The sequence below is a fragment of the Stutzerimonas balearica DSM 6083 genome (assembly GCF_000818015.1).
GTDB classification, from domain to species: Bacteria; Pseudomonadota; Gammaproteobacteria; order Pseudomonadales; family Pseudomonadaceae; genus Stutzerimonas; species Stutzerimonas balearica.
The window spans coordinates 202,397-221,510 of sequence record NZ_CP007511.1; the positions used below are offsets into that span (position 1 = coordinate 202,397).

At 68.5% G+C, this 19,114-nt stretch carries 13 protein-coding genes; 2 read left to right on the plus strand and 11 right to left on the minus strand.

All coding sequences use genetic code 11. The features are described 5' to 3' along the window. Nucleotides 1–42 precede the first annotated feature (42 nt). The 10 genes from CL52_RS00870 to CL52_RS00915 all read right to left on the minus strand — a co-directional run bounded on the left by CL52_RS00870 (nucleotide 43) and on the right by CL52_RS00915 (nucleotide 14,829). The gene (locus CL52_RS00870; protein WP_043217881.1) at nucleotides 43–1,443 is read right to left on the minus strand and encodes a glycosyltransferase family 2 protein; all 1,401 of its coding nucleotides are present in this window, start codon (nucleotides 1,441–1,443) and stop codon (nucleotides 43–45) included. After that, the gene (locus tag CL52_RS00875; RefSeq protein ID WP_043217882.1) at nucleotides 1,440–2,564 is read right to left on the minus strand and encodes a HEAT repeat domain-containing protein; all 1,125 of its coding nucleotides are present in this window, start codon (nucleotides 2,562–2,564) and stop codon (nucleotides 1,440–1,442) included. Before CL52_RS00875 ends, CL52_RS00870 begins: the two co-directional genes overlap by 4 nt. Next, a complete protein-coding gene (locus tag CL52_RS00880) occupies nucleotides 2,554–3,684 on the minus strand; it encodes a YaiO family outer membrane beta-barrel protein (protein WP_043217884.1) in 1,131 nt (376 codons plus the stop codon). Before CL52_RS00880 ends, CL52_RS00875 begins: the two co-directional genes overlap by 11 nt. Next, entirely contained in the window at nucleotides 3,681–4,070 is a 390-nt protein-coding gene (locus CL52_RS00885; RefSeq protein ID WP_041108847.1) for a response regulator transcription factor, read from the minus strand. The genes CL52_RS00880 and CL52_RS00885 overlap by 4 nt, the downstream gene beginning before the upstream one ends. Continuing rightward, the gene (locus tag CL52_RS00890) at nucleotides 4,067–6,913 is read right to left on the minus strand and encodes an ATP-binding protein (protein WP_043217885.1); all 2,847 of its coding nucleotides are present in this window, start codon (nucleotides 6,911–6,913) and stop codon (nucleotides 4,067–4,069) included. The genes CL52_RS00885 and CL52_RS00890 overlap by 4 nt, the downstream gene beginning before the upstream one ends. Nucleotides 6,914–6,977: 64 nt before the next feature. Next, entirely contained in the window at nucleotides 6,978–8,639 is a 1,662-nt protein-coding gene (locus tag CL52_RS00895) for a diguanylate cyclase (protein WP_043222839.1), read from the minus strand. Then, complete coding sequence (locus CL52_RS00900) at nucleotides 8,632–9,018, minus strand: response regulator (protein ID WP_041108843.1); 387 nt, start codon at nucleotides 9,016–9,018, stop codon at nucleotides 8,632–8,634. The genes CL52_RS00895 and CL52_RS00900 overlap by 8 nt, the downstream gene beginning before the upstream one ends. Continuing rightward, a complete protein-coding gene (locus CL52_RS00905) occupies nucleotides 9,015–11,426 on the minus strand; it encodes an ATP-binding protein (protein ID WP_043217887.1) in 2,412 nt (803 codons plus the stop codon). Before CL52_RS00905 ends, CL52_RS00900 begins: the two co-directional genes overlap by 4 nt. Nucleotides 11,427–11,474: 48 nt before the next feature. Beyond that, nucleotides 11,475–11,861 carry a response regulator gene (locus CL52_RS00910; RefSeq protein WP_043217889.1) on the minus strand — a complete coding sequence of 129 codons (387 nt, stop codon included), beginning with the start codon at nucleotides 11,859–11,861 and terminating at the stop codon, nucleotides 11,475–11,477. Continuing rightward, on the minus strand, nucleotides 11,824–14,829 hold the full coding sequence (locus tag CL52_RS00915; RefSeq protein ID WP_063613240.1) for a PAS domain S-box protein: 3,006 nt from the start codon (nucleotides 14,827–14,829) through the stop codon (nucleotides 11,824–11,826). Before CL52_RS00915 ends, CL52_RS00910 begins: the two co-directional genes overlap by 38 nt. A gap of 408 nt (nucleotides 14,830–15,237) precedes the next feature. Between CL52_RS00915 and desA the strand changes: the two genes are divergently transcribed. Both desA and CL52_RS00925 read left to right on the plus strand, forming a co-directional pair. Continuing rightward, nucleotides 15,238–16,428 (plus strand): delta-9 fatty acid desaturase DesA, encoded by a 1,191-nt coding sequence (gene desA / locus CL52_RS00920; protein ID WP_043217890.1) that lies wholly within the window; start codon nucleotides 15,238–15,240, stop codon nucleotides 16,426–16,428. Between the two features lie 143 nt (nucleotides 16,429–16,571). After that, nucleotides 16,572–17,567, plus strand: coding sequence for a GGDEF domain-containing protein (locus tag CL52_RS00925; protein WP_041108836.1), 996 nt, complete (start codon nucleotides 16,572–16,574; stop codon nucleotides 17,565–17,567). 42 nt (nucleotides 17,568–17,609) lie between these two features. Here the strand turns inward: CL52_RS00925 and CL52_RS00930 are convergent, their stop codons facing one another. Continuing rightward, nucleotides 17,610–19,100 carry a sigma-54 interaction domain-containing protein gene (locus CL52_RS00930; protein ID WP_043222842.1) on the minus strand — a complete coding sequence of 497 codons (1,491 nt, stop codon included), beginning with the start codon at nucleotides 19,098–19,100 and terminating at the stop codon, nucleotides 17,610–17,612. Nucleotides 19,101–19,114 lie beyond the last annotated feature (14 nt).

Consider the following 19,114-nt stretch of genomic DNA (forward strand, 5'->3'; position numbering starts at 1 on the left):
TCACCGCCCGATCCGTGCCGGCAGCGCCACAGAGCGGCCGAGTCACTGGCCCCAGCTGCCACTGCGGCGCATCACACCCCAGTGATGCTTGCGCCGTGAAAACCACTGCCACAGGCCGCGCACGCGCCACAGGGTGTTGAGCTGGCGGTAGCCAAAGTTCTCCAGCACCGCCATGAGAAACAGCTGCAGCATGTCGCGGCGGCGGCTGTAGACATGAAACGACAACGTCTCGAGCAGCAGGCCGTTGACCGACAGCAGGATGCCCATGCCGATCGCCACGAGCAGGAACAGGGCCAGGGCCGCCGGCGATACGGCGCTCAGGGCGAAGCCGCCGAGCATGAATCCGTAGCCCGCCAGTTCGATCAGCGGGCCGAGCCATTCGAACAGCGTCATGAACGGCCAGGCCAGCCAGCCGGGCGTGCCGCCGCGCGGGCTGAAGGCCAGGCGCGTATGCCGGCCGAGGCTTTCGGCCAGGCCGCGCTGCCAGCGGCTGCGCTGGCGGCCGAGGGTGCCGAGGTCTTCGGGGCATTCGGTCCAGCAGATCGGGTCGGGCAGGTAACGGATGCGGTAGGGGATGCGCGCCTTGCGATGATGGCGATGCAGGCGCACCACCAGCTCCATGTCCTCGCCCACGGTATCGGTGCGGTAGCCGCCGACGGCCATGACCCGTTCACGGTCGAACAGGCCGAAGGCGCCGGAGATGATCAGCACCGCGTTGAGCGGCGACCAGCCGAGGCGGCCGAAGAGAAAGGCGCGCAGATACTCGACGATCTGAAAGCGCGCCAGCCAGTTGCGTGGCAGCCCGGCGCGGATGAGAAAACCGCCGCGCACCTGCGAGCCGTTGGCGATGCGCACGGTGCCGCCGGCGGCAATGGTGCGCTCGTCTTCCAGGAACGGCTGAACCACCCGCAGCAGGCTGTCGCGCTGCAGGATGGAGTCGGCGTCGACACCGCAGAACAGGCCGTAGCGCGACGCGTTGATGCCGGCGTTCAACGCATCGGCCTTGCCGCCGTTGGCCTTGTCCACCACCCGCAGGTTGGCGTAGCGACGCGAGCGGTAGATGGCAGTGACCGGCTGGTGCGGCACCGCCTGGCGCAGCGGCTCGGGATGCGGCAGCAGCTCGAATTCCTCGATCAGCAAGGCCAGGGTGCGGTCGCTGGAGCCATCGTTGATCACCACCACCTCGAACTCGGGGTACTGCAACTGCAGCATCGAGCGCACCGAAGTACGAATGGTCGCCTCTTCGTTGAAGGCGGGCATGAGCACCGACACCGGTGGCTCCACGCCCAGGTAGGGCGCAGCTTCGCCCGCTTCGGCGCGCCGCCGCATGTAGCCCATCAGGCTGGCCATCGACAGCAGATTGAGCAGCAGATAGGTGCCATTGAGCAGCAGGAAGTAGCCGAGGAAGCCCAGCTGCAGCCACCAGAGCCAGTCAACGCTCATCGCTTCAGCTCCACCATGGCACGGCGCAGGGCGTCCTGGCCGTAGCGGTCGTCGACCTCCTGCAGCAGATGCTGCAGTCGCTCCGGCGTGGCGCCGGGCAGGTGCGCCAGGGCGTCGGCCGCGGCCTGGCGTACCGCCCAGTTGCTGTCGGCGAGCAGGGGCACGAACAGCGGACTGTCGTCGCGGCGCGCCTGGCGCTGCAGCGCTTCGAGGGCGGCCAGACGCACGTCGGCCCCGGCGTGTGCCAGGGCTCGCTGCAGGCGCGTCCGATCACGCGGGTCGGCAAGCTCGCCGAGGCAGCGCAGGGCGATCTGCAAGGCTTCGGCGGCGGCGCCCTCGTCCAGCCGGGCGCGAGCCCAGGGCGCGGCGTGACGTGGGTCGCCGTACACCAGCAGTGCCGCCATGCGCGTGCGCTGCGGCTCGTCGAGCAGGTTCAGCAGGGCCAGCAACGGGCCGGTAACCGCCTCGGCGCCGGCCTGCAGACAGAGTCCGGTGAGCCGTGGCAGCGCCCAGTCCGCGCGCTGCGCGGCGAGCGGCAGGAGGGTCTGCATGGCGCGCGCCGGGTCCATGGCGATGAGCGTCTGCGCCGCGGCCAGGGCAACGCTGGTGTTGCGGTTGCGCAGCAACGGCAACACCGCTTCCCAGTGACGCGGGTCGGCCAGGTGGCGCAGGCAGGTCAGGCCGATCAGCCGGGCACGAACGCGGCCGCGCAACAGGTCCAGCGCCCGGCGCTCCATGCCCAGGGCGACCAGCGCGCGATTCATCCGCTCGTGGGCGGCGCCGCGCAACTGCAGCTGGGTGCGGTTCCATTGCAAGAGAAACCACAGCCGATGGTTGCGGGCACGCGGTGCCGTCGCTTCAGGCAGTTCGTCGCTCAGGCTGCACAGTGCGAAGTAGGGGCGCCAGTGATCGTTGAAGGCCTGCCGGCGCCGGCCGCGCAGCCGGGTCAGCTCGCCCAGCAGGAGCACCTGCAGCAACACCAGCAGGGTCAGGCCGGCCAGGGCCAGCGCGCAGTAGAACGCCAGCTGCAGGATTGCATCTTCCGGGCGTAGCGCCGCGATGAGGTCTGCCGGCGCTTCGCAGAGCCAGGCCGGGCAGCGCATCGATCCGTCAGAAGGCATGGCGCAGGCCGAGCTGCAGCCACTGGCGGTCGTAATAGTCGCCCTGGCGGTGATGGCCGATTTCCCAGGTCAGCGCCCAGCGCCGGCTGAACCAGTGGCGACCCTGCAGGCTGATGGCGCGCACGTCGCTGGTGATCACCTGGCGCTCCTCGACCGCCTCCTCCTCCCCCGCGGTCAGGCGCAGGCCGGCGTAGCTCAGGCCGTCGTAGTAATAGTCCAGCGCCAGGTCGTGGCCGATCGGCGTACCGGCGTTGGCGACATCGGTGAGGTTGAGCGTGTAGCCGGCGCGCCAGTTGCCCCAGTAGCGTTCGGCCGCCAGCGCCAGGCGGTCGACCCGGGTGGTCGCATACTCGGTACGCCGCAGGCTCAGCGCGCCGAGATAGCCGTGCGGCAGTCGGCGCTGCAGGCGCAGGTCGGCATGCCATTCGGGCAGGAAGTAGGGCGAGGGCTGGTAGCCGATTTCCGGTTGCAGCGCCCAGTTCTCGTCCAGCGGCACCACGGCGCCGAGTTCGGCGCCCTCGTCCCACTCGCCGAAACGCTGCTCGCGCAACAGCGCGGCATACCAGCCAAGCCCCTCGGGCTGCGTCGAGGCGTAATCCAGGCGCTGGCTGCGCCAGTTGTCGAAGCCGTTGTCGAGCCAGTCCTGGCGGGCAGAGATCTCCAGTTCATGCCGGCGGGTCGCTGGCGCGGCGACGGTTGGCGCGGCGCCTGTCACCGGCACGCTGAGGGCGGCGCGCGCCTGCTGGATGACTTGCTGCACTTCGGTATAGCCCGGTGCGAGGCGCTCGGCGCGTTCCAGCGGGACCAGTGCGCGCTGCGGGAAGCCGGCCCAGAGCAGCGCTTGCCCCTGGCCGAGCAGGTAGTCGGCGTTGTCCGGCTGCTCGCTCAGCAGGCGCTGGTACAGGGGCAGCGCCTGCTCGGCGTGGCCCTGCCAGGCGAGCACGCGCGCCAGCAGAAAGCGTGCGTCACGGTCCTGCGGTGCCGTGGCGAGTTGCGTCTCCAGCGTCTGGCGCGCTGCGTCCAGGCGCTGTTCACGTACCTGGCGCTCGGCCTCGGCGACGCCGGCGCAGGCTCCGGTGCCGTACAGCGCGAGCGACAGCCACAGGGCCAGGCGTCTCATCGGCGCGTCCTCAGCAGGCGGCGAATGCGCGCCAGCAGCTCTTCGGGCTGGAATGGCTTGGTCACATAGTCGTCGGCGCCGAGTTCCAGCGCGCGCACCACGTCGACTTCGCGGGCCTTGGCGGTGAGCATCAGGACCGGCAGCGTTTCCCAGCCGGGTTGCGCCCGCAGCCGCTCGATCAGTTCCAGACCGTCGTGATAGGGCAGCATGATGTCCATCAGCGCCAGGTCGGGCGGTGCGTTCGTAGCCAGGCAGTCGAGCGCCTGGCGGCCGTCGGCCGCGTGCTCGACGGCAAAGCCGTGGCGCTCGAGCAGAAAACGGATCAGAAAGGCGATGTCCTCCTCGTCCTCGACCATGAGAATGCGTTGGCTGGCGGATTCGGTCATCGGTGAACCTCGTCAGTGTCGGGTTGTGCGAGTGGCGGCCAGTGTTGCAGCAGGTGCTGGATCAGCCTGGCCAGTTGCTCGCCGTCGTGGCGCGACTTGACCAGCTGGCGCAGGGTCAGCCGGCTGTCATGGACCGGGGCGTCGAGCGCGGAGAACAGGATCACCGGAGGCGGCGGGTCGCTCTGCGCCAGTTGGTCGAACAATTCGCTGCCGCTGCCGTCGGGCAGCATCAGGTCGATGATCGCCAGATCGAAGGATTGCGCGGCGAGCAGCTGGCGCGCCTCGCTCAGCGTCGCTGCGCCGTGCAGCTCGACGTCCAGCGCCTCGAAGCGCCGCGCCAGGAGGGTGCGCAGATCCTCGTCGTTCTCGACATGAAGCAGGCGTGGCCGGCCGTGGCGGGGCGGCAGGCAGGCCTGGATCACGCGCAACACCTGCGTGGGGTCGACGGGCTTGATCAGCCAGTCGATCACGCCGACCGCGCCGCCGCGCAGCGCGCCGTCATCTTCCGCACGGCGCTGTGGCTGCAGCCCGACGATCAGCACCGGCAGCTGCTGATAGCGCGGCTGGCTGCGCAGGTTTTGCAGGAAATCCAGGCTGTCCGCGTCGTCCAGCGCCGGGCTCAGCGTCAGCGCATGGATAACGTATTGCCCGAGCAGTTCGCGGGCCTGCCCGGCGCTGTGTGCGATGACGGACTGATAGCCCTGCGCACTGACCGCCTCGGCCAGTTGCACGGCGGCGGCCGCGTCCGGCTCGAGGATGAGAATCCGTGCCGGTCCGCTGCCTGATGCCCGCGGCTCGGGGGCGACGACCGTGGTATCGGGCGGTGGGTCGGCGTCGGCTGGAAGCGGCAGGCGGAACCAGAAGCGCGTGCCCTCGCCGGCCCGGGTGTCGAAGCCGATTTGCCCGCCCATCTGCTCGATCAAGGCGCGGGTGATCGCCAGCCCCAGGCCGGTGCCGCCGCGCTGGCGGGCGTCGGAGGCGTCCGCCTGGGCGAAGCGCTCGAAGACGCGCGGGCGGAAATCCTCGGCGATGCCAGCGCCGCGGTCGCGCACGCCGATTTCCAGCTGCTGGCCGTGCCGTTGCAGGTCGACCGTTACCGTGGCGCCGCGCGGCGAATGCTTGATGGCGTTGGACAACAGGTTGGCCATCACCTGGGTGAAACGATCCGCATCGAGCCGCGCTTCGCTGGCGAACGGCTCGGCCTGCGGAGCCAGCTCGAGGCTGACGTCGTATTCGCGGGCGTAGGGCGCGAGGTCAAACAGCGCCTGCTCCAGCAGGGGGCATACATCGCAGCGGCGCAGATCGAAGGCCAGCCGGCCGGCCTCGAGCTTCTCGATGTCGAGGATGTCGTTGATCAGCCGCACCAGGCGCTCGGTGTTCTTGTGCGCGATGCCGAGCAGCGGTTTGAGGCCTTCGTCGAGCGGCCCGGCGGTGCCGCTGATGAGCATGCCCAGTGCGCCGCGAATGGCGGTCAGCGGGGTGCGCAGCTCGTGGCTGACGGTCGAAATGAACTCGGTCTTCATCTGCTCCATTCGTCGGCGCAGCGAGATATCCACCGCCACCGTGACCACCCGGGTGCCCCCCGGGGCGATGCGCAGGGGGCGCTTGACCACCTGCAGCCAGCGCTCCTGGCCGTCGGCATCGGTGAGCGCGACCTCGCTGATGCGCAGTTCGCCCTGGCCGAACAGCAGTGGCTGCAACAGGTGCGCGGCCGGCACCTCGGCCGGCGTGCGCCCCTCGATATCGGTCGGTTGCAGCCCCAGCACGGCCGCCAGGGCCGTGTTGCACAGCAGAAAGCGCCCCTGCGCGTCGCGGACGAAGATGAGGTTTTCGTCGCTGTCGACCACGCGGCGGAGGAACAGCTGCTGCTCGCGCAGCGAGTCGCGGCTGTACTCCAGTTCGCTGACGTCGCGGGCGATCGCCAGCTGTTCGCCTGCTCCGGTCGGCATCAGGCGCACCTCGAAGATCCGCCGCGTCTGCGGTTCGCACCACAGGGTCTGGCGCAGCTGGCCGTCCTCGTGGCGCGCCGCCAGGTCGAGCAGCAGCGGCTCGATGATGTCTGGCGGCGGTCCGCGGTGCGGTGCACCCTGCGAAAGCGTGGTGACCCGGCGCTGTACGTCGACCGCATAGAGGTGGTCGGGAATGGCCTGCAGCAGCGCGTCGAGGCGGGCTTCGCCGGCCTGGGCGCCTTCAGCCAGCCGTTGGCGGATGCGCAGGTTGCGCTGCACGGCCCAGAACGCGGCCAGCGACAGCAGTGCCACCAGCAGGCTGCCGATCAGCGCCAGCCGCTGGCTGTGTCGTGTCGCCTGCGCCACGGCCTCGTTGGCAGCGGCCAGACGTCGATGCTCGTGCTGTTCGACGGCATTGAGCATGCCGCGCAAGCGATCCATCAGCTCCTTGCTGCCCGAACGCTGCAGCCGCTCGATGGTGATGGCCAGGCCCTCGCTGCGGCGCGACTGGATGTTTTGCGCGGCGACCTGCAGCCGTGCGGCGATGGTCGAGTCGAGGGTGTCGAACCAGTGCCAGCTGGGGTATTCGCGCCCGCGCAGCTGTTCGAACAGTGCGCGTCGCCGCCATTCCAGCTGTTCGAGGCCGCGTTCGTAGGGTTCGAGGTAGCGCGAGTCGGCGGTCAGCATGAAGCCGCGCGCGCCGGTCTCGATGTCCTGCAGCGACGACAGCATGGCCTGGATCGAGGTGATGATTTCCAGGCTGTCGCTGACCGAGCGATTGGTTTCAAGCAGCGCTTCCTGGGTGCGCTTGCCCTGCCAGCCGAGGGCGACGAGCAGGATCGACGCGAACAGAAACGCCAGCCAATGCCAAGCTTTCGCGGGGCGTGCCGGCAAACCAGGACTCCTCTGGCCGGGATCTATACCTCGCTATAGACCCGGCGGAGCCGGCACGTTCGCCTCAGCGGCTGGCCGAGGCCTGTGCGGCGGCGATGCGCACCCGATTGCGGCCGTCGTGCTTGGCCCGGTACAGCGCCTGGTCCGCGCGCTCGAGCAGGGCGCTGGCCGCGGCATCGCCTTCGGTTTCGCAGATGCCGGCGCTGAAGGTGACGCGAAACGGCCGGTCGCCGCTGCCGTTGAAGGTCAGTTCGGCGAAGCGCTCGCGGATTTCGTCGAAGATGCGTGCCGCCTCGGCGGCGGGGCATTCGGGCAGCACCACGACGAACTCCTCGCCGCCGTAGCGCCCCAGGCTGTCGATACGGCGCAGGCGCTGGCGCAGCAGGTTGGCCAGCGCCCGGATCACGCTGTCCCCGGCGGCGTGACCGTGGGTGTCGTTGATCGCCTTGAAGTGGTCGAGGTCGAGCATCACCACGCTGGTCGGCTTGTTCGCCCGCGAGGCGCGGTAGGCCTCCAGCGCCAGTTGCTCCTTGATGTCGGCATGCTTGAGCAGGCCGGTCAGGCTGTCGCGCGCCAGCGCGTTGCTGAGCGCCCGCGCCCGCTGAGCATGGGAGAACACCGAGGCGATCAGCTGGCTGTCGCTGATCGGCTTGGTGATGAAGTCGTCGCCGGCCTTCAGCAGCGCAGCCATTTGCCGGGCGATGTCGGTTTCGGCGGAGAGGTAGATGATCGGCACGCGCAGCCATTCGTCGTGCAGGCGGATCATCTGCGCCAGTTCCGGGCCGCTGCAGCCGGGCATGTTGACGTCCAGCAGCAGCACCTCGGGATTGAAGGCCTGCATCATGTCCAGCACCTGCTCCGGCGCGGAGGTCAGCCTGACCTGCATCTGCGAGTCCTGCAGCACCAGGCTGTAGTGCTCGGCGAGGACCGCATCGTCGTCGACGATCATTACCCGGTAGGGCTCGTGTTGCGGGCGGTTCAGGCAGCGCTCCAGGCCGGTCTCCAGCTGGGTGATGTTCAGCGGCCGGGCGAAATAGCCCTGGGCGCCGGCGCGCACGGCGGCGAGCTGGCTGGCGAAGTCGAAGCGTTCATGGATGACCAGCAGCGGAATCGGCGCCTCGAGCCCCTGTTGCAGTGCGGCGACTTCCGCCAGGTCGGCGTCGTCGCGCACGCTGACCACCAGCGCATCGGGGGCCTGCCGGGCGATCGCCTGGCGCAGCGCCGGGCGGTCCTGGCACAGCAGCACCTCGTAACCGAAATTGCGCAGCGCCTGGGCGGTGGCCTGCGCGGCCAGGGCGAGGCTGTCGAGCAGGTAGATGCGGCAACCCGACGACAGCTCTTCATCCGTTTCCGGGTGCAGCGGCAATGCCAGCTCGCTGTCGATGACGAACGCTTCGCCAGCGAACTGGCCGATGCTGCTGGCCAGCGCTGCCAGGGCCTGGCCGCTGGGCTTCTGGCTGTCGAGCCAGCGGTCGATGCGTTGCTCGAGGGCGCGCGCGCGATTGCCCACCTGGGTAAAGCCGAAGGTGCCTGCGGCCCCCGCCATGCGGTGCAGGCGGTCGCGCAGGTTCTGCACCTGCTGGCGGCGCGACTCCAGCGCCCCGGGCTGCTGCAGCCGGCTGGCCAGCGCGGCCAGTTCCGGCAGCTCGCTTTCCAGGTGTGCGGCGTACTGTTCACGTTGCGCCTGTAGCTGCTGTTGCAGCAGCAGGCGTGCCTGCTCACCCATGCGCGGCATCCCAGATGTCGCGCAGCTGCCTGGCCAGCTGCAAGGGGTCGAAGGGCTTCTTGATCACGGCGCGCAAACCTTGCTCCTGCAGTTGCTCGAGATTGTCCAATTGAGTCTGGCCGGTGAGAAACACCACCGGCACCTGCGTCAGGTCGAGCCGCTCGCCAAGGGCGTGCAGCAACTCGACGCCATCCATCTGCGGCAGCATCACGTCGAGCAGGATGAGGTCGGGCGCGAAGTCGGCCGCCTCGTCGAGCGCCTGCTGGGCCGACGAGCAGGTACGCACTTCGAAGCCACCGAGCTTTTCCAGGGCGATGCGGGTGATGACCTGGATCGACGGCACGTCTTCGACGTGCAGGATGCGCCGGAGCGAATTCATGCCGATGCGACGCCGTTGACCGGCGCCTCCTGGCAGGGCAGCTCGAACCAGAAACAGGCGCCCTGGCCCGGCTCGGAGTGAAAGCCGATATGTCCACCCATTCGTTCGATCAACTCCTTGCTGATGGCCAGTCCCAGGCCTGTGCCACCCTGCTGGCGGCTGTCCGATGAATCGGCCTGGGCGAACTTCTGGAAGACCCGCTCGCGAAAGCTGTCGGCAATGCCGGGCCCGTGGTCTCGGACGCTGACGCGGACGCAGGCGTCACGTCGGTCGGCGCGCACGTCGATGTGCTCGCCGGCCGGGGAAAACTTCGCGGCGTTGGACAGCAGGTTGCTCAGCACCTGCTGCAAGCGCATCGCGTCGACCTCGACCAGCACCGGGTCGCAGTGCTCGAGGCGGAACTCGACGCCGCGGCGCTCGGCGTAACTGTAATTGGCGCGCAGGGCGCTGCGCAGCAGCGGTGCCAACGCTTGCTGGCGCATGTCGAAGCGCATCTTGCCGGCGTGCAGCTTGTCCATGTCCAGCAGGTCGTCGATCAGGGCGCTCAGGCGCTGGCTGTTCTGGTGCGCGATCTCCAGCAGCTCGCGCAGCGGCTCCGGCACCTGGCCCAGAACGTTGGCGCTGATCAGCGCCAGCGCCCCGGTGATCGACGTCAGCGGGGTGCGCAGCTCGTGGCTGACGGTGGAGATGAATTCGCGCTGCAGGCGCTCGATGCGCTTGCGCTCGGTGATGTCGTAGAGCACCGTCACCGCGCCCATCAGCTGGCCGCCCGTGCCGTACAGCGGGTTGGCGTTGCAGATCACGTAGCGCGGCGCGCCGTTGCAGACGATCGCCATTTCCAGGTCGGCGATGTGCTCGCCGGCCAAGGCACGCAGCAGCGGAATCTGCTCGGTCGGCATCGGCGTCACGCCGTCGGCGAGGTAGAGGTGGTAGCGCCTGGCCCACTGCATCGGCGAAATCGCCTCGGCATCGCCGCCATGCCACTGCTTGGCCTTTTCGTTGAAGACCGTCAGGTTGCCTTCGGCATCACAGGCGATCACCGCTTCGGACAGGGCCTCGAGCAGGCGGCGGTTCATCTCCTGCTGCTTGTCGAGTTCGAGCTGTTCGGCCTTGCGTTCGGTGATGTCGGTGACCAGGCCGTTCCAGAGCACCGTGCCGTCGGCCTGGGGCAGCGGGGTGGCGCGTGCCTCGACCCAGCGCAGCCCGCGCTCGGGATGCTCGACGCGGTATTCGGCCTGCCAGGGCACCAGCTGCCTGGCCGCCTGACGCAGGCTGCGCTGCACCTCGCGCAGGTCGGCCGGGTGCACCCGCTTGTAGATGGTGCGGATGTCGTTGCTGATCTGCCCGGCGCTGAGCCCGAAAATGTCCTGCACGCCCTGGCTGATGTAGGGGAACTCGCCACCGCCGCGCGGGCGCCAGTGGAACTGGTAGAGCATGCCCGGCACCTGCGCGGCGATCTGCTGCAGGCGCAGCTGCAGCTGCTCCTGGTAGGCCAGGTCGAAGGCGCTGAGCAGGTAGCCATGCAGGCGCTCGTCCTCGTCGCGGATGGCCATCACGTGCAGCAGCACCGGGACATCGCTGCCGTTGCGGTGGCGCAGGCGCCACTGCGCCATTTCCGGCAGGCCGCGCTCGAGCGGCAGGGTGAGCACGTCGAAGCAGGCCTGCACCGGGTGGCCGAACTCTTCGGCCAGCAGGCGCGCACGGTGCTCGAGCATGATCGGGTCGAACAGGGTGTTGCAGATGCCGCGGCCGACCAGCTCCGCTGCGCTGTAGCCGAGCAGTCGCTCGGCAGTCGGGTTGAGGCTCTCCAGCCGGCCGAGGATGTCGGTGGTCATCACCGCGGTGGCGGCGCTGCTGAGGATGGCCTGCTGCAGCGCGGCCTGCTCGGCGTGCCGGCGCGCCAACAGGCGCTGCTCGAACAGGCGCATCACCTGGCGGCCGAGGCGACCAAGCGCGTCGCGCTGATCGGCGCTCAGCCTGCGCGGCTTGCGGTCGATCACGCAGAGCGTGCCGAGGTTGTGACCGTCCGGGGTGCGCAGCAGGGTGCCGGCATAGAAGCGGATGCCGGGCTCGCCGGTCACCAGCGGGTTGTCGCGAAAGCGCGGGTCAGCCAGGGCGTCCGGCACCTCGAAGATTTCGCTGCTGCGGATCGCATGGCTGCAGAAGGAGATGTCGCGCGGCGTTTCACTGACCGCAAGGCCCACCCGGCTCTTGAACCACTGGCGGCGGTCGTCGACCAGCGAGATCAGCGCGATCGGCGTATCGCACAGGCGCGAAGCCAGCTGGGTGAAATCGTCGAAGGCCGCCTCTTCGGCCGAGTCGAGGATTTCGTAGCGCAGCAGCGCCGCCAGCCGGGACAGCTCGTTGTGGTGCGCATCGGCATCCGTGCCTGCTTTGGGTGGTTGCATGAATGGCCTGTACGGGGTCGGTAAGAAGGCGCGGGGCCTGGGGCTACCCTAGTATCGGCCAGCACTCCAGATCGAGCGAATCTGCTCGGCCAGACGCATCGGGTCGAAGGGTTTGATGATCACGTCGCGCGCACCGAGCTTGCGCAGGTGATCGATCTCGCTGCTCTGCACCTTGGCCGTCATGAAGGCTACCGGAATTTTCTCCAGATCGATGCACTCGCGCAGCCGGGCGAGGGTTTCCGGGCCATCCATGCCGGGCATCATCACATCCAGCAGGACGAAATCGGGGGCGAAGCCGGGTGCTTCGCGCAGGGCCTCGGCGCCGGACGAGCAGCTCAGCACCTCGAACCCGCCAACCGCTTCCAGGGCCAGCTTGGTGACCGACTGGATGGAAGGGTCATCCTCGATGTGCAGGATCCGTCTCAGCTCGCTCATCCTCGTTCTCCGCTGTTCGTTCAAAGGTTGTGTCGGTTGAAGCCTGTGCCGGCGGCCGGGCGACCGGCAGTTCGAACCAGAAGCAGGTGCCACGGCCGGGCTCGGACTCGAAGCCGATGCGCCCGCCCATGCGTTCGACCAGCTCCTTGCAGATCGCCAGCCCCAGCCCGGTGCCGCCCTTCTGGCGCGTATCGGACGAGTCGGCCTGGGAAAACTTCTGGAAGATCCGGGCGCGAAACTCGTCGGGGATGCCCGGCCCCTGGTCGCTCACGCTGATCCGTGCCCAACCGGCCCGGGCACCCGCCGAGAGTTCGACGGTGCCACCGGCCGGCGAGAATTTGACCGCGTTGGAGAGGAAATTCGCCAAGACCTGCTGCAAGCGATTCTCGTCGACGTTCAGCTGCACGGCCGGCACCGCCGTCAGACGCAGCCGGACCTGCTGCTGCTGGGCATGGCCCTGGCTGCTGTCGAGCGCCTGGGCGAGGATCGGTGCCAGCGGCTGGACCTTCAGTTCGAACTTCATCTTGCCGGCGACCAGCTTGTCCATGTCGAGCAGGTCGTCGATCAGCCGCGCCAGGCGCTGGCTGTTCTGGTGGGCGACCTGCAGCATGCGCCGCAGCTGCTCGGGCTGGGTGTCGAGCGCGCCGCCGGCGATCAGCCCGAGGGCGCCATTGATCGAAGTCAGCGGCGTGCGCAGCTCGTGGCTGACGATCGAGACCAGCTCGCTCTTCATCCGCTCGACACGCTTGCGTTCGCTGATGTCGCGCACCAGGCCGATGAACTTGCGCTGGCCGTGGTGGCTGAATTGCGAGACGCGCAGCTCGATGCTGAACACCTGACCGTCACGGCGCTGGGCCTGCAGCTCGCGGGTCCGCTCCAGCACGCGCGGCTGCGCGCCGCTGACATATTCGCCCAGGTAATGGTCGTGCGCCGAGCGCACCGGCTCGGGCATCAGCAGCGAGAGGTTGCGCCCGACGATCTCGTCACTGCGGTAGCCGAAAATCCGCTCGGCGGCATGGTTGAAGGATTCGACCAGGCCGTGCTCGTCGATGATCACGATGGCATCGATCACATTGTCGATGAGCATGCGCAGGTAGCGCTCGCGCTCCAGCATCTCGGCCTCGGCGCGTGCCTGCGCGGTAACGTCCCAGATGAAGCCGTCGCACCAGCCCAGCGGTTCGTCTCGGTCATGCAGCAGGCGGGCTCGCTCGCGAACCCACACGGTGCTGCCGTCGGCGTGGCGCAGGCGATAGGTCAGCTCGTGGCTGCCGCGCTCGGGCGCCAGCCGGGCCCAGTCGCGGTCGTCCGGGTGGATCAGGGCGCAGTAGCGCTGTGCGCCGTCGCCGGTGAAGTGCTCGGCGGGGTAGCCGGTCAGGCGCTCGATGCCTTCGCTGACATAGCGCATGCGCCGCTCGCCGTCGTTGCGGCAGCGGTACACCGCGCCGGGAAGGTTGCCGACCATCGCGCGGAAGCGGCTTTCGCTCTTCTGCAGCGCACGGGTGGCTTCCATCACTTCGGTGATCTCCGTGACGAAGCCTTGCCAGACTACCGAGCCGTCGCGCCGGCGCTCGGCACTGGCGCGGCATTCGACCCAGATCAGCCCGCGCTCGGGGTGGCGGATGCGGCATTCGGTCGAGGCGCTGCCACCCTGCAGCGCCAGGCGCAGCAACGTCCCCCTGAGTCGCGGCAGGTCTTCGGTGTGCACCGCCGCCAGCGCGCAGCCGGCGTCGCGGATCAGGCTCGAAGGCGGCAAACCGTAAACCGCGCGTGCACCCTCGCTGACATAGAGAAACGCATAACGACCGTCGGCGAAGCGCTTGAGTTGAAAGACCATGCCCGGCAGCAGGCGGGCGATCTTGCGCGCCCGGTCGAGCAGGCGCCGGCGGTTGCGTTCCTGTTGGCGCCGGCTCAGCTGGTGGCGTAGCTGTGCGCGGATGCGCCGGTACAGCAGGACCGCAAGCAGCAGCAGCAGCGCTTCGGCAATCAGCCAGGCGAGCGCCCATTTGAGCAGCAGTTGGCGGCTCTCGCGGGCATGCTCGGCGACCAGTTCGGTGACGTCGCGCCAGACCAGCGCGGCGGCGAGCGGGCCGGTAGCGTTGCCGGCCTCGCCTGCACGGGTCGGGAGCGGAATCTGGTTGAGCAGAAAGGTCCGCTCGTCGGCATCGAGCAGGCGCCAGACCCGTCCCTCGGCGGGACTGGGCAGCGTGCCCATCTGCGCCCAGTGCAGGGCCTGGGTCGCCGAGTGCCCGCCCGACAGCCAGTCCGGCCCCAGCTGCACGCCGCTTGGCGGGTAGCCGAGCGCCTCGGTCAGCGCGACCCGATTGATCATCAGCGCCAGCCCGGCGTCGAGCCGTTCGCCGAGGTCGACCAGCTCGGGCAGCAAGCCGAGGCTGACTTCGAGCGCGCCGATCGGCTTGCCGGCGGCATCCTGGATCGGGGCGACGGCGCGAATGCTGGCACCGTAGCCGTCGATCTCGGCGTCCGAGCGCGGCTGGCCGTTGCGCATCACCTCGCGCAGCAGCGGCCGGCTCTCGGTCATGGTGCTGCCGAAGCGCCCGGGGTCCTGCAGGCGCAGCAGGGCGAAACCGTTATTGCCCAGGTAGAGGTGCAGTTGCACCGGCTGGTGCTGCTGCATGGCCCGCCAAGGCGGCTCGAGCACCTCGATCGCCCTTCGCCGCAAGGCATACAGCTGGGTGTCCTGGCCTGCGGCGGGGGTGTCGAGGCGCCGTGCGGCTTCGCGGACCAGGCCCACCAGCAGCGGATTGTTCGCCAGCCCGTCGGCGAGCATCTCGGCCTGGGTGCGTTGGCCATGCTGGGCGTTCTGTAGCGCCAGGTGCTGCAGCTCGCCCTGCTTGGCGATGGCCAGCCGATGCGCCGCCTGGCGCGTCTGGAAATCGTACAGCGCAAGCGCTCCGAACAGCACGGCGAGCAGCAGGCTGCCGATGCCGAAGACCCGTTGGGGTTGCATGGTTTTCATCGGCGTCGGGATTCGCCGCGGGGCATCGAGCTGGCGCTGATGGCGGGACGGCGGCTTCGGTAGGAGCGCAAGGGCAACCTCGGGCGGCCGAATGACGGCGCAGGTGAAATAGGTGGTGGCTTATTGATATCAGACACCGGCGCGAATTGTAGAGCATCCGGAATTTTGTCGCAGGGTCTTTCAGAGCCGGCCGTCGGCATCGCCTCGCGCGCCGCGAAAAACTGCAACGGGGCTGGCGAGTTAGCCGCGGCATAGCCTCCATCGGCCGGATGGGAGGCGCAACGCGTACGTCGGGGCGACGAGCTGCAGGCTGGATTGGCCGCGGATGCACGACATAATGCGCTGAGCCCGGCCTGCTGCCGGGCGTCGTTTTTCTCCGTTGCGAGGCACCTGCTGCATATGTGGTACACCGGTTTTCTCGATCTGTCGGCCTGGCAGCTCATCGTCGCCACGCTGGCCCTGACCCACGTCACCATCGTCAGCGTGACCGTTTATCTGCACCGTTATTCGGCGCACCGCTCGCTGGAGCTGCACCCGGCGCTCAAGCACTTCTTCCGCTTCTGGCTGTGGCTGACCACGGCGATGAACACCCGCGAGTGGACCGCCATTCACCGCAAGCACCACGCCAAGTGCGAAACCCCGGACGACCCGCACAGCCCGGTGCACAAGGGGCTGGGCACCGTCCTGCGCAAAGGGGCCGAGCTGTACATGGCCGAGGCGAAGAACGAGGAGACCCTGCGCATCTATGGCAAGAACTGCCCGGACGACTGGATCGAACGCAACCTCTACAGTCGCTTCCCGAACCTGGGCATCGTCCTGATGCTGGCGCTGGATCTCGCGCTGTTCGGCATCATCGGCCTGACCGTCTGGGCGGTGCAGATGATCTGGATCCCGTTCTGGGCCGCCGGCGTGGTCAACGGGCTCGGCCATGCGGTGGGCTACCGCAACTTCGAATGCCGCGATGCTGCGACCAATCTGGTGCCCTGGGGCATCCTCATCGGCGGCGAGGAGCTGCACAACAACCACCACACCTACCCCAACTCGGCCAAGCTCTCGGTGCGCAAATGGGAGCTCGACATGGGCTGGGCGTGGATTCGCCTGTTCAGCCTGCTCGGCCTGGCCAAGGTCACCCGCGTCGCGCCGATCGCCCATCGCATCGAGGGCAAGGGGCATCTGGACATGGACAGCGCCATGGCGATTCTCAACAACCGTTTCCAGATCATGGCGCAGTACCGCCGGCTGGTGATCGTGCCGCTGGTGCGGCAGGAACTCGGCCGTGTGGATGCCTCGGTGCGGCATCAGCTCCGTCGTGCCAAGCGCCTGCTGGCGCGCGAGCCGAGCCTGTTGCAGGACGAGCAGCAGGCGCACATCAGCGCCATGCTCGAGCAGAGTCAGCCGCTGCAGGTGATCTACGAAAAGCGCCTGGCGCTGCAGCAGATCTGGACGCGGACCAGCAGCAACGGGCACGAGATGCTGGCCGCGATCCGTCAGTGGGTGCAGGAGGCCGAGGCCAGCGGTATCCAGTCGCTGCGCGAGTTCGCCGAGCACCTCAAGACCTACTCGCTGCGTCCGGCCCCGGCAAGCGCCTGAGCCGCTTTTCCGGTCAGTCGTCCGCTGCCTGACAAATTCCCGGGGCGCTCCGGAACTTTGCATATCGGCGACTCTCTGAAAGGCATTCTCAACCCGCCGTAGGCGCCGAACTAGAGCGCCTGCGGTAATTCTGGAATGCCTTTATGCAGTTGCTTGGCAATCGCACCAGCGCGGGCGGCCTGTTGCCCGGCGCCGATCCCCAGATGCTCGTGGCGCTGATGCATGCGCGTGCCGAAGTGGCACGCCTGCGCGAGCGCGACCATCTGTTCAGCACCCTGCTCGGCGGGGTCAATGCCGTCCTCTGGGCCTTCGACTGGCAGGCGCAGCGGATGATCTACGTCAGCCCGGCGTACGAGCGCATCTTCGGGCGCTCCGCCGCGCTGCTGCTCGCCGACTACAGCGAGTGGCGCAACAGTATCTATCCGGACGACCTGGAATACGCCCAGAAGAGCATGCTCGACGTACTTGACGAGGGCGCGGTGGAAACCCGCGAGTACCGCATCATTCGTGGCGATGGCCAGCTGCGCTGGTTGAGCGACAAGTGCTTTCTCGGGCGGCCGGCGCAGAACGGCCAGGGGCCGATTCTGGTCGGCATCGCCGAAGACATCACCGAGAAGAAGCAGCTCGAGGGTGAGCTGCAGCGGTTGGCTACTACCGATGTGCTGACCCAGAGCAGCAACCGCCGGCACTTCTTCGAGTGCGCCGGACGCGAGTTCGAGCATGCCCGGCAGTTCGCCACGCCGCTGGCCTTCCTGCTGCTCGACATCGACGACTTCAAACGCATCAACGATTGCCACGGCCACCAGGTCGGCGATCAGGTGCTGCAGCGGGTGGCTGAGTGCGGCAGCCGTGTGCTGCGGCGCGGCGACCTGTTCGGCCGGATCGGCGGCGAAGAATTCGCCTCGCTGCTGCCCGGCTGCCAACCGGACCTGGCCGAGCAGATCGCCGAACGCCTGCAAGGCGAGATCCAGCGGCTGAGCTTCACCACGCCGCGCGGCGAGCGCTTCCGGGTGACCGCGAGCTTCGGCCTGACCTATCTCAAGGCCAGCGATCTCGAGCTCTCGGCGCTGTTCGCCCGCGCCGACGCGGCCATGTACCGGGCCAAGCGCCTGGGCAAGAATCAGGTGATCGTTGCCTGAGCCGGCCGCCACGGCCGGCGGGGCTGATGTGTAGCCATCGGCTCAGAGGTTGCTGGTACTGACTCCCAGCCGCTCCATCCGGTAGAGCAGGGTGCGGCGCGGCAGGCCGAGTTCGCGTGCGGCCTGGCTCTGGTTGCCGCCGTTCTTGCGCAGGCTGTCGACCAGCAGGTTGCGCTCGACGCGTTCGAGCCGTTCGCGCAGATTCAGCGTGCTGTCCAGCGCGTCGTCCACCGCGCGCAGGCTGAAATGCTCCGGCAACAGCTCACCGCCGTCGCAGAGCAGGACGGCGCGCTCGACCAAGCCCTTGAGTTCGCGCACGTTGCCGGGAAAGGCGTAGGCGGCCAGCTGCTCCAGCGCCGCGTCCGACCAGCGTACGGTGTCGCGTTGCAGGAAGCCGCAGGCCTTGTCGGCGAAATGCCGGGCCAGGCGCAGGATGTCCTGATCGCGCTCGCGCAAGGGCGGCAGCTCGATGGGAAACAATGAGAGGCGGTAGTACAGGTCCTCGCGAAAGCGCCCTTCCTCGACACGTTTGTGCAGGTCCTGATGGGTCGCGGCGACGATACGCACGTCGACCTTGTGGGTGCGGGTGCTGCCCAGCGGTCGCACCTCGCCTTCCTGTAGCACACGCAACAGCTTGGCCTGCAGGGTCAGCGGCATGTCGCCGACCTCGTCGAGAAACAGCGTGCCGCCATTGGCCGCATCGAACAGGCCTTCGTGGTCGCGCTCGGCACCGGTGAACGCCCCCTTGCGATAGCCGAATAGTTCGCTTTCGAGCAGGTGTTCTGGCAGCGCCGCGCAGTTCTGCACGACGAAGGCCTGGCTGCGCCGCGAGCCGCAGTCATGGATGGCGCGGGCGACCAGCTCCTTGCCGGTGCCGGTCTCTCCGGTCAGCAACACGCTGACCGGGTTGTGCAGCACCTTGCCGATCAGGCTGTACACGGCGCGCATGCGCGGGCTGTCGCCGATCAGGCCATAGCCGCTGGCGCAGCGCGGAGTATGGGTTTGCTCGGACGGCGCCGGGTGTGCCGTGCCGCGCAGGCGGTTGAGCAGTTGCACCTGGCCAAGGGCAAAGCGACCGAGGCTGGCCAGCGGCTCGACGGCTTCGGCGAGGTCCTGCCCGGCTCGGCTTGCGACCACCAGCAGCCCGACCGCGTGGCCCTCGGCATCCGGCAACGGCAGGCACAGCAGGCTGCGCCAGGGGCGTGCCGCTTCGGGCAGAAAACCCGTCGCGTGCAGGCTTGCGTCGAGCGAGGCGATGCTCAGCAGCCGGTTCTGGCTCAGGCAGTACTGCAGCAGTTGCTCGCCGTCATAGTCGCTCGGCAGGCTGGCGGCGTCGTGGCGCCGTTCGCCGTCGAACCATTCGGCCGACAGCGTCAGCCGTGTATGGGTCGCATCGAGCAGGTAGAGCTGCGCCAGCGGGCATCCGGCCAGTTGCGCAGCGACTTCCATCAACCCGCCCAGCCAGGCGCTGGTGTCGGTACTCCAGGCGAGTTCGGCGAGTTGTGCGAGCAGGCGGCTCGCCGCGCCGGGCATGGCCGCATCGGGGA

Coding starts and splice junctions, on each gene's coding strand:
- CL52_RS00925 (WP_041108836.1), top strand. CDS start 16,572: ATGCAGTTGCTTGGCAATCGCACCAGCGCGGGCGGCCTGTTGCCCGGC.
- CL52_RS00870 (WP_043217881.1), bottom strand. CDS start 1,443: ATGAGCGTTGACTGGCTCTGGTGGCTGCAGCTGGGCTTCCTCGGCTAC.
- CL52_RS00895 (WP_043222839.1), bottom strand. CDS start 8,639: ATGGGTGAGCAGGCACGCCTGCTGCTGCAACAGCAGCTACAGGCGCAA.
- CL52_RS00915 (WP_063613240.1), bottom strand. CDS start 14,829: ATGCAACCCCAACGGGTCTTCGGCATCGGCAGCCTGCTGCTCGCCGTG.
- CL52_RS00930 (WP_043222842.1), bottom strand. CDS start 19,100: ATGCCCGGCGCGGCGAGCCGCCTGCTCGCACAACTCGCCGAACTCGCC.
- CL52_RS00910 (WP_043217889.1), bottom strand. CDS start 11,861: ATGAGCGAGCTGAGACGGATCCTGCACATCGAGGATGACCCTTCCATC.
- CL52_RS00900 (WP_041108843.1), bottom strand. CDS start 9,018: ATGAATTCGCTCCGGCGCATCCTGCACGTCGAAGACGTGCCGTCGATC.
- CL52_RS00885 (WP_041108847.1), bottom strand. CDS start 4,070: ATGACCGAATCCGCCAGCCAACGCATTCTCATGGTCGAGGACGAGGAG.
- desA (WP_043217890.1), top strand. CDS start 15,238: ATGTGGTACACCGGTTTTCTCGATCTGTCGGCCTGGCAGCTCATCGTC.
- CL52_RS00905 (WP_043217887.1), bottom strand. CDS start 11,426: ATGCAACCACCCAAAGCAGGCACGGATGCCGATGCGCACCACAACGAG.
- CL52_RS00880 (WP_043217884.1), bottom strand. CDS start 3,684: ATGAGACGCCTGGCCCTGTGGCTGTCGCTCGCGCTGTACGGCACCGGA.
- CL52_RS00875 (WP_043217882.1), bottom strand. CDS start 2,564: ATGCCTTCTGACGGATCGATGCGCTGCCCGGCCTGGCTCTGCGAAGCG.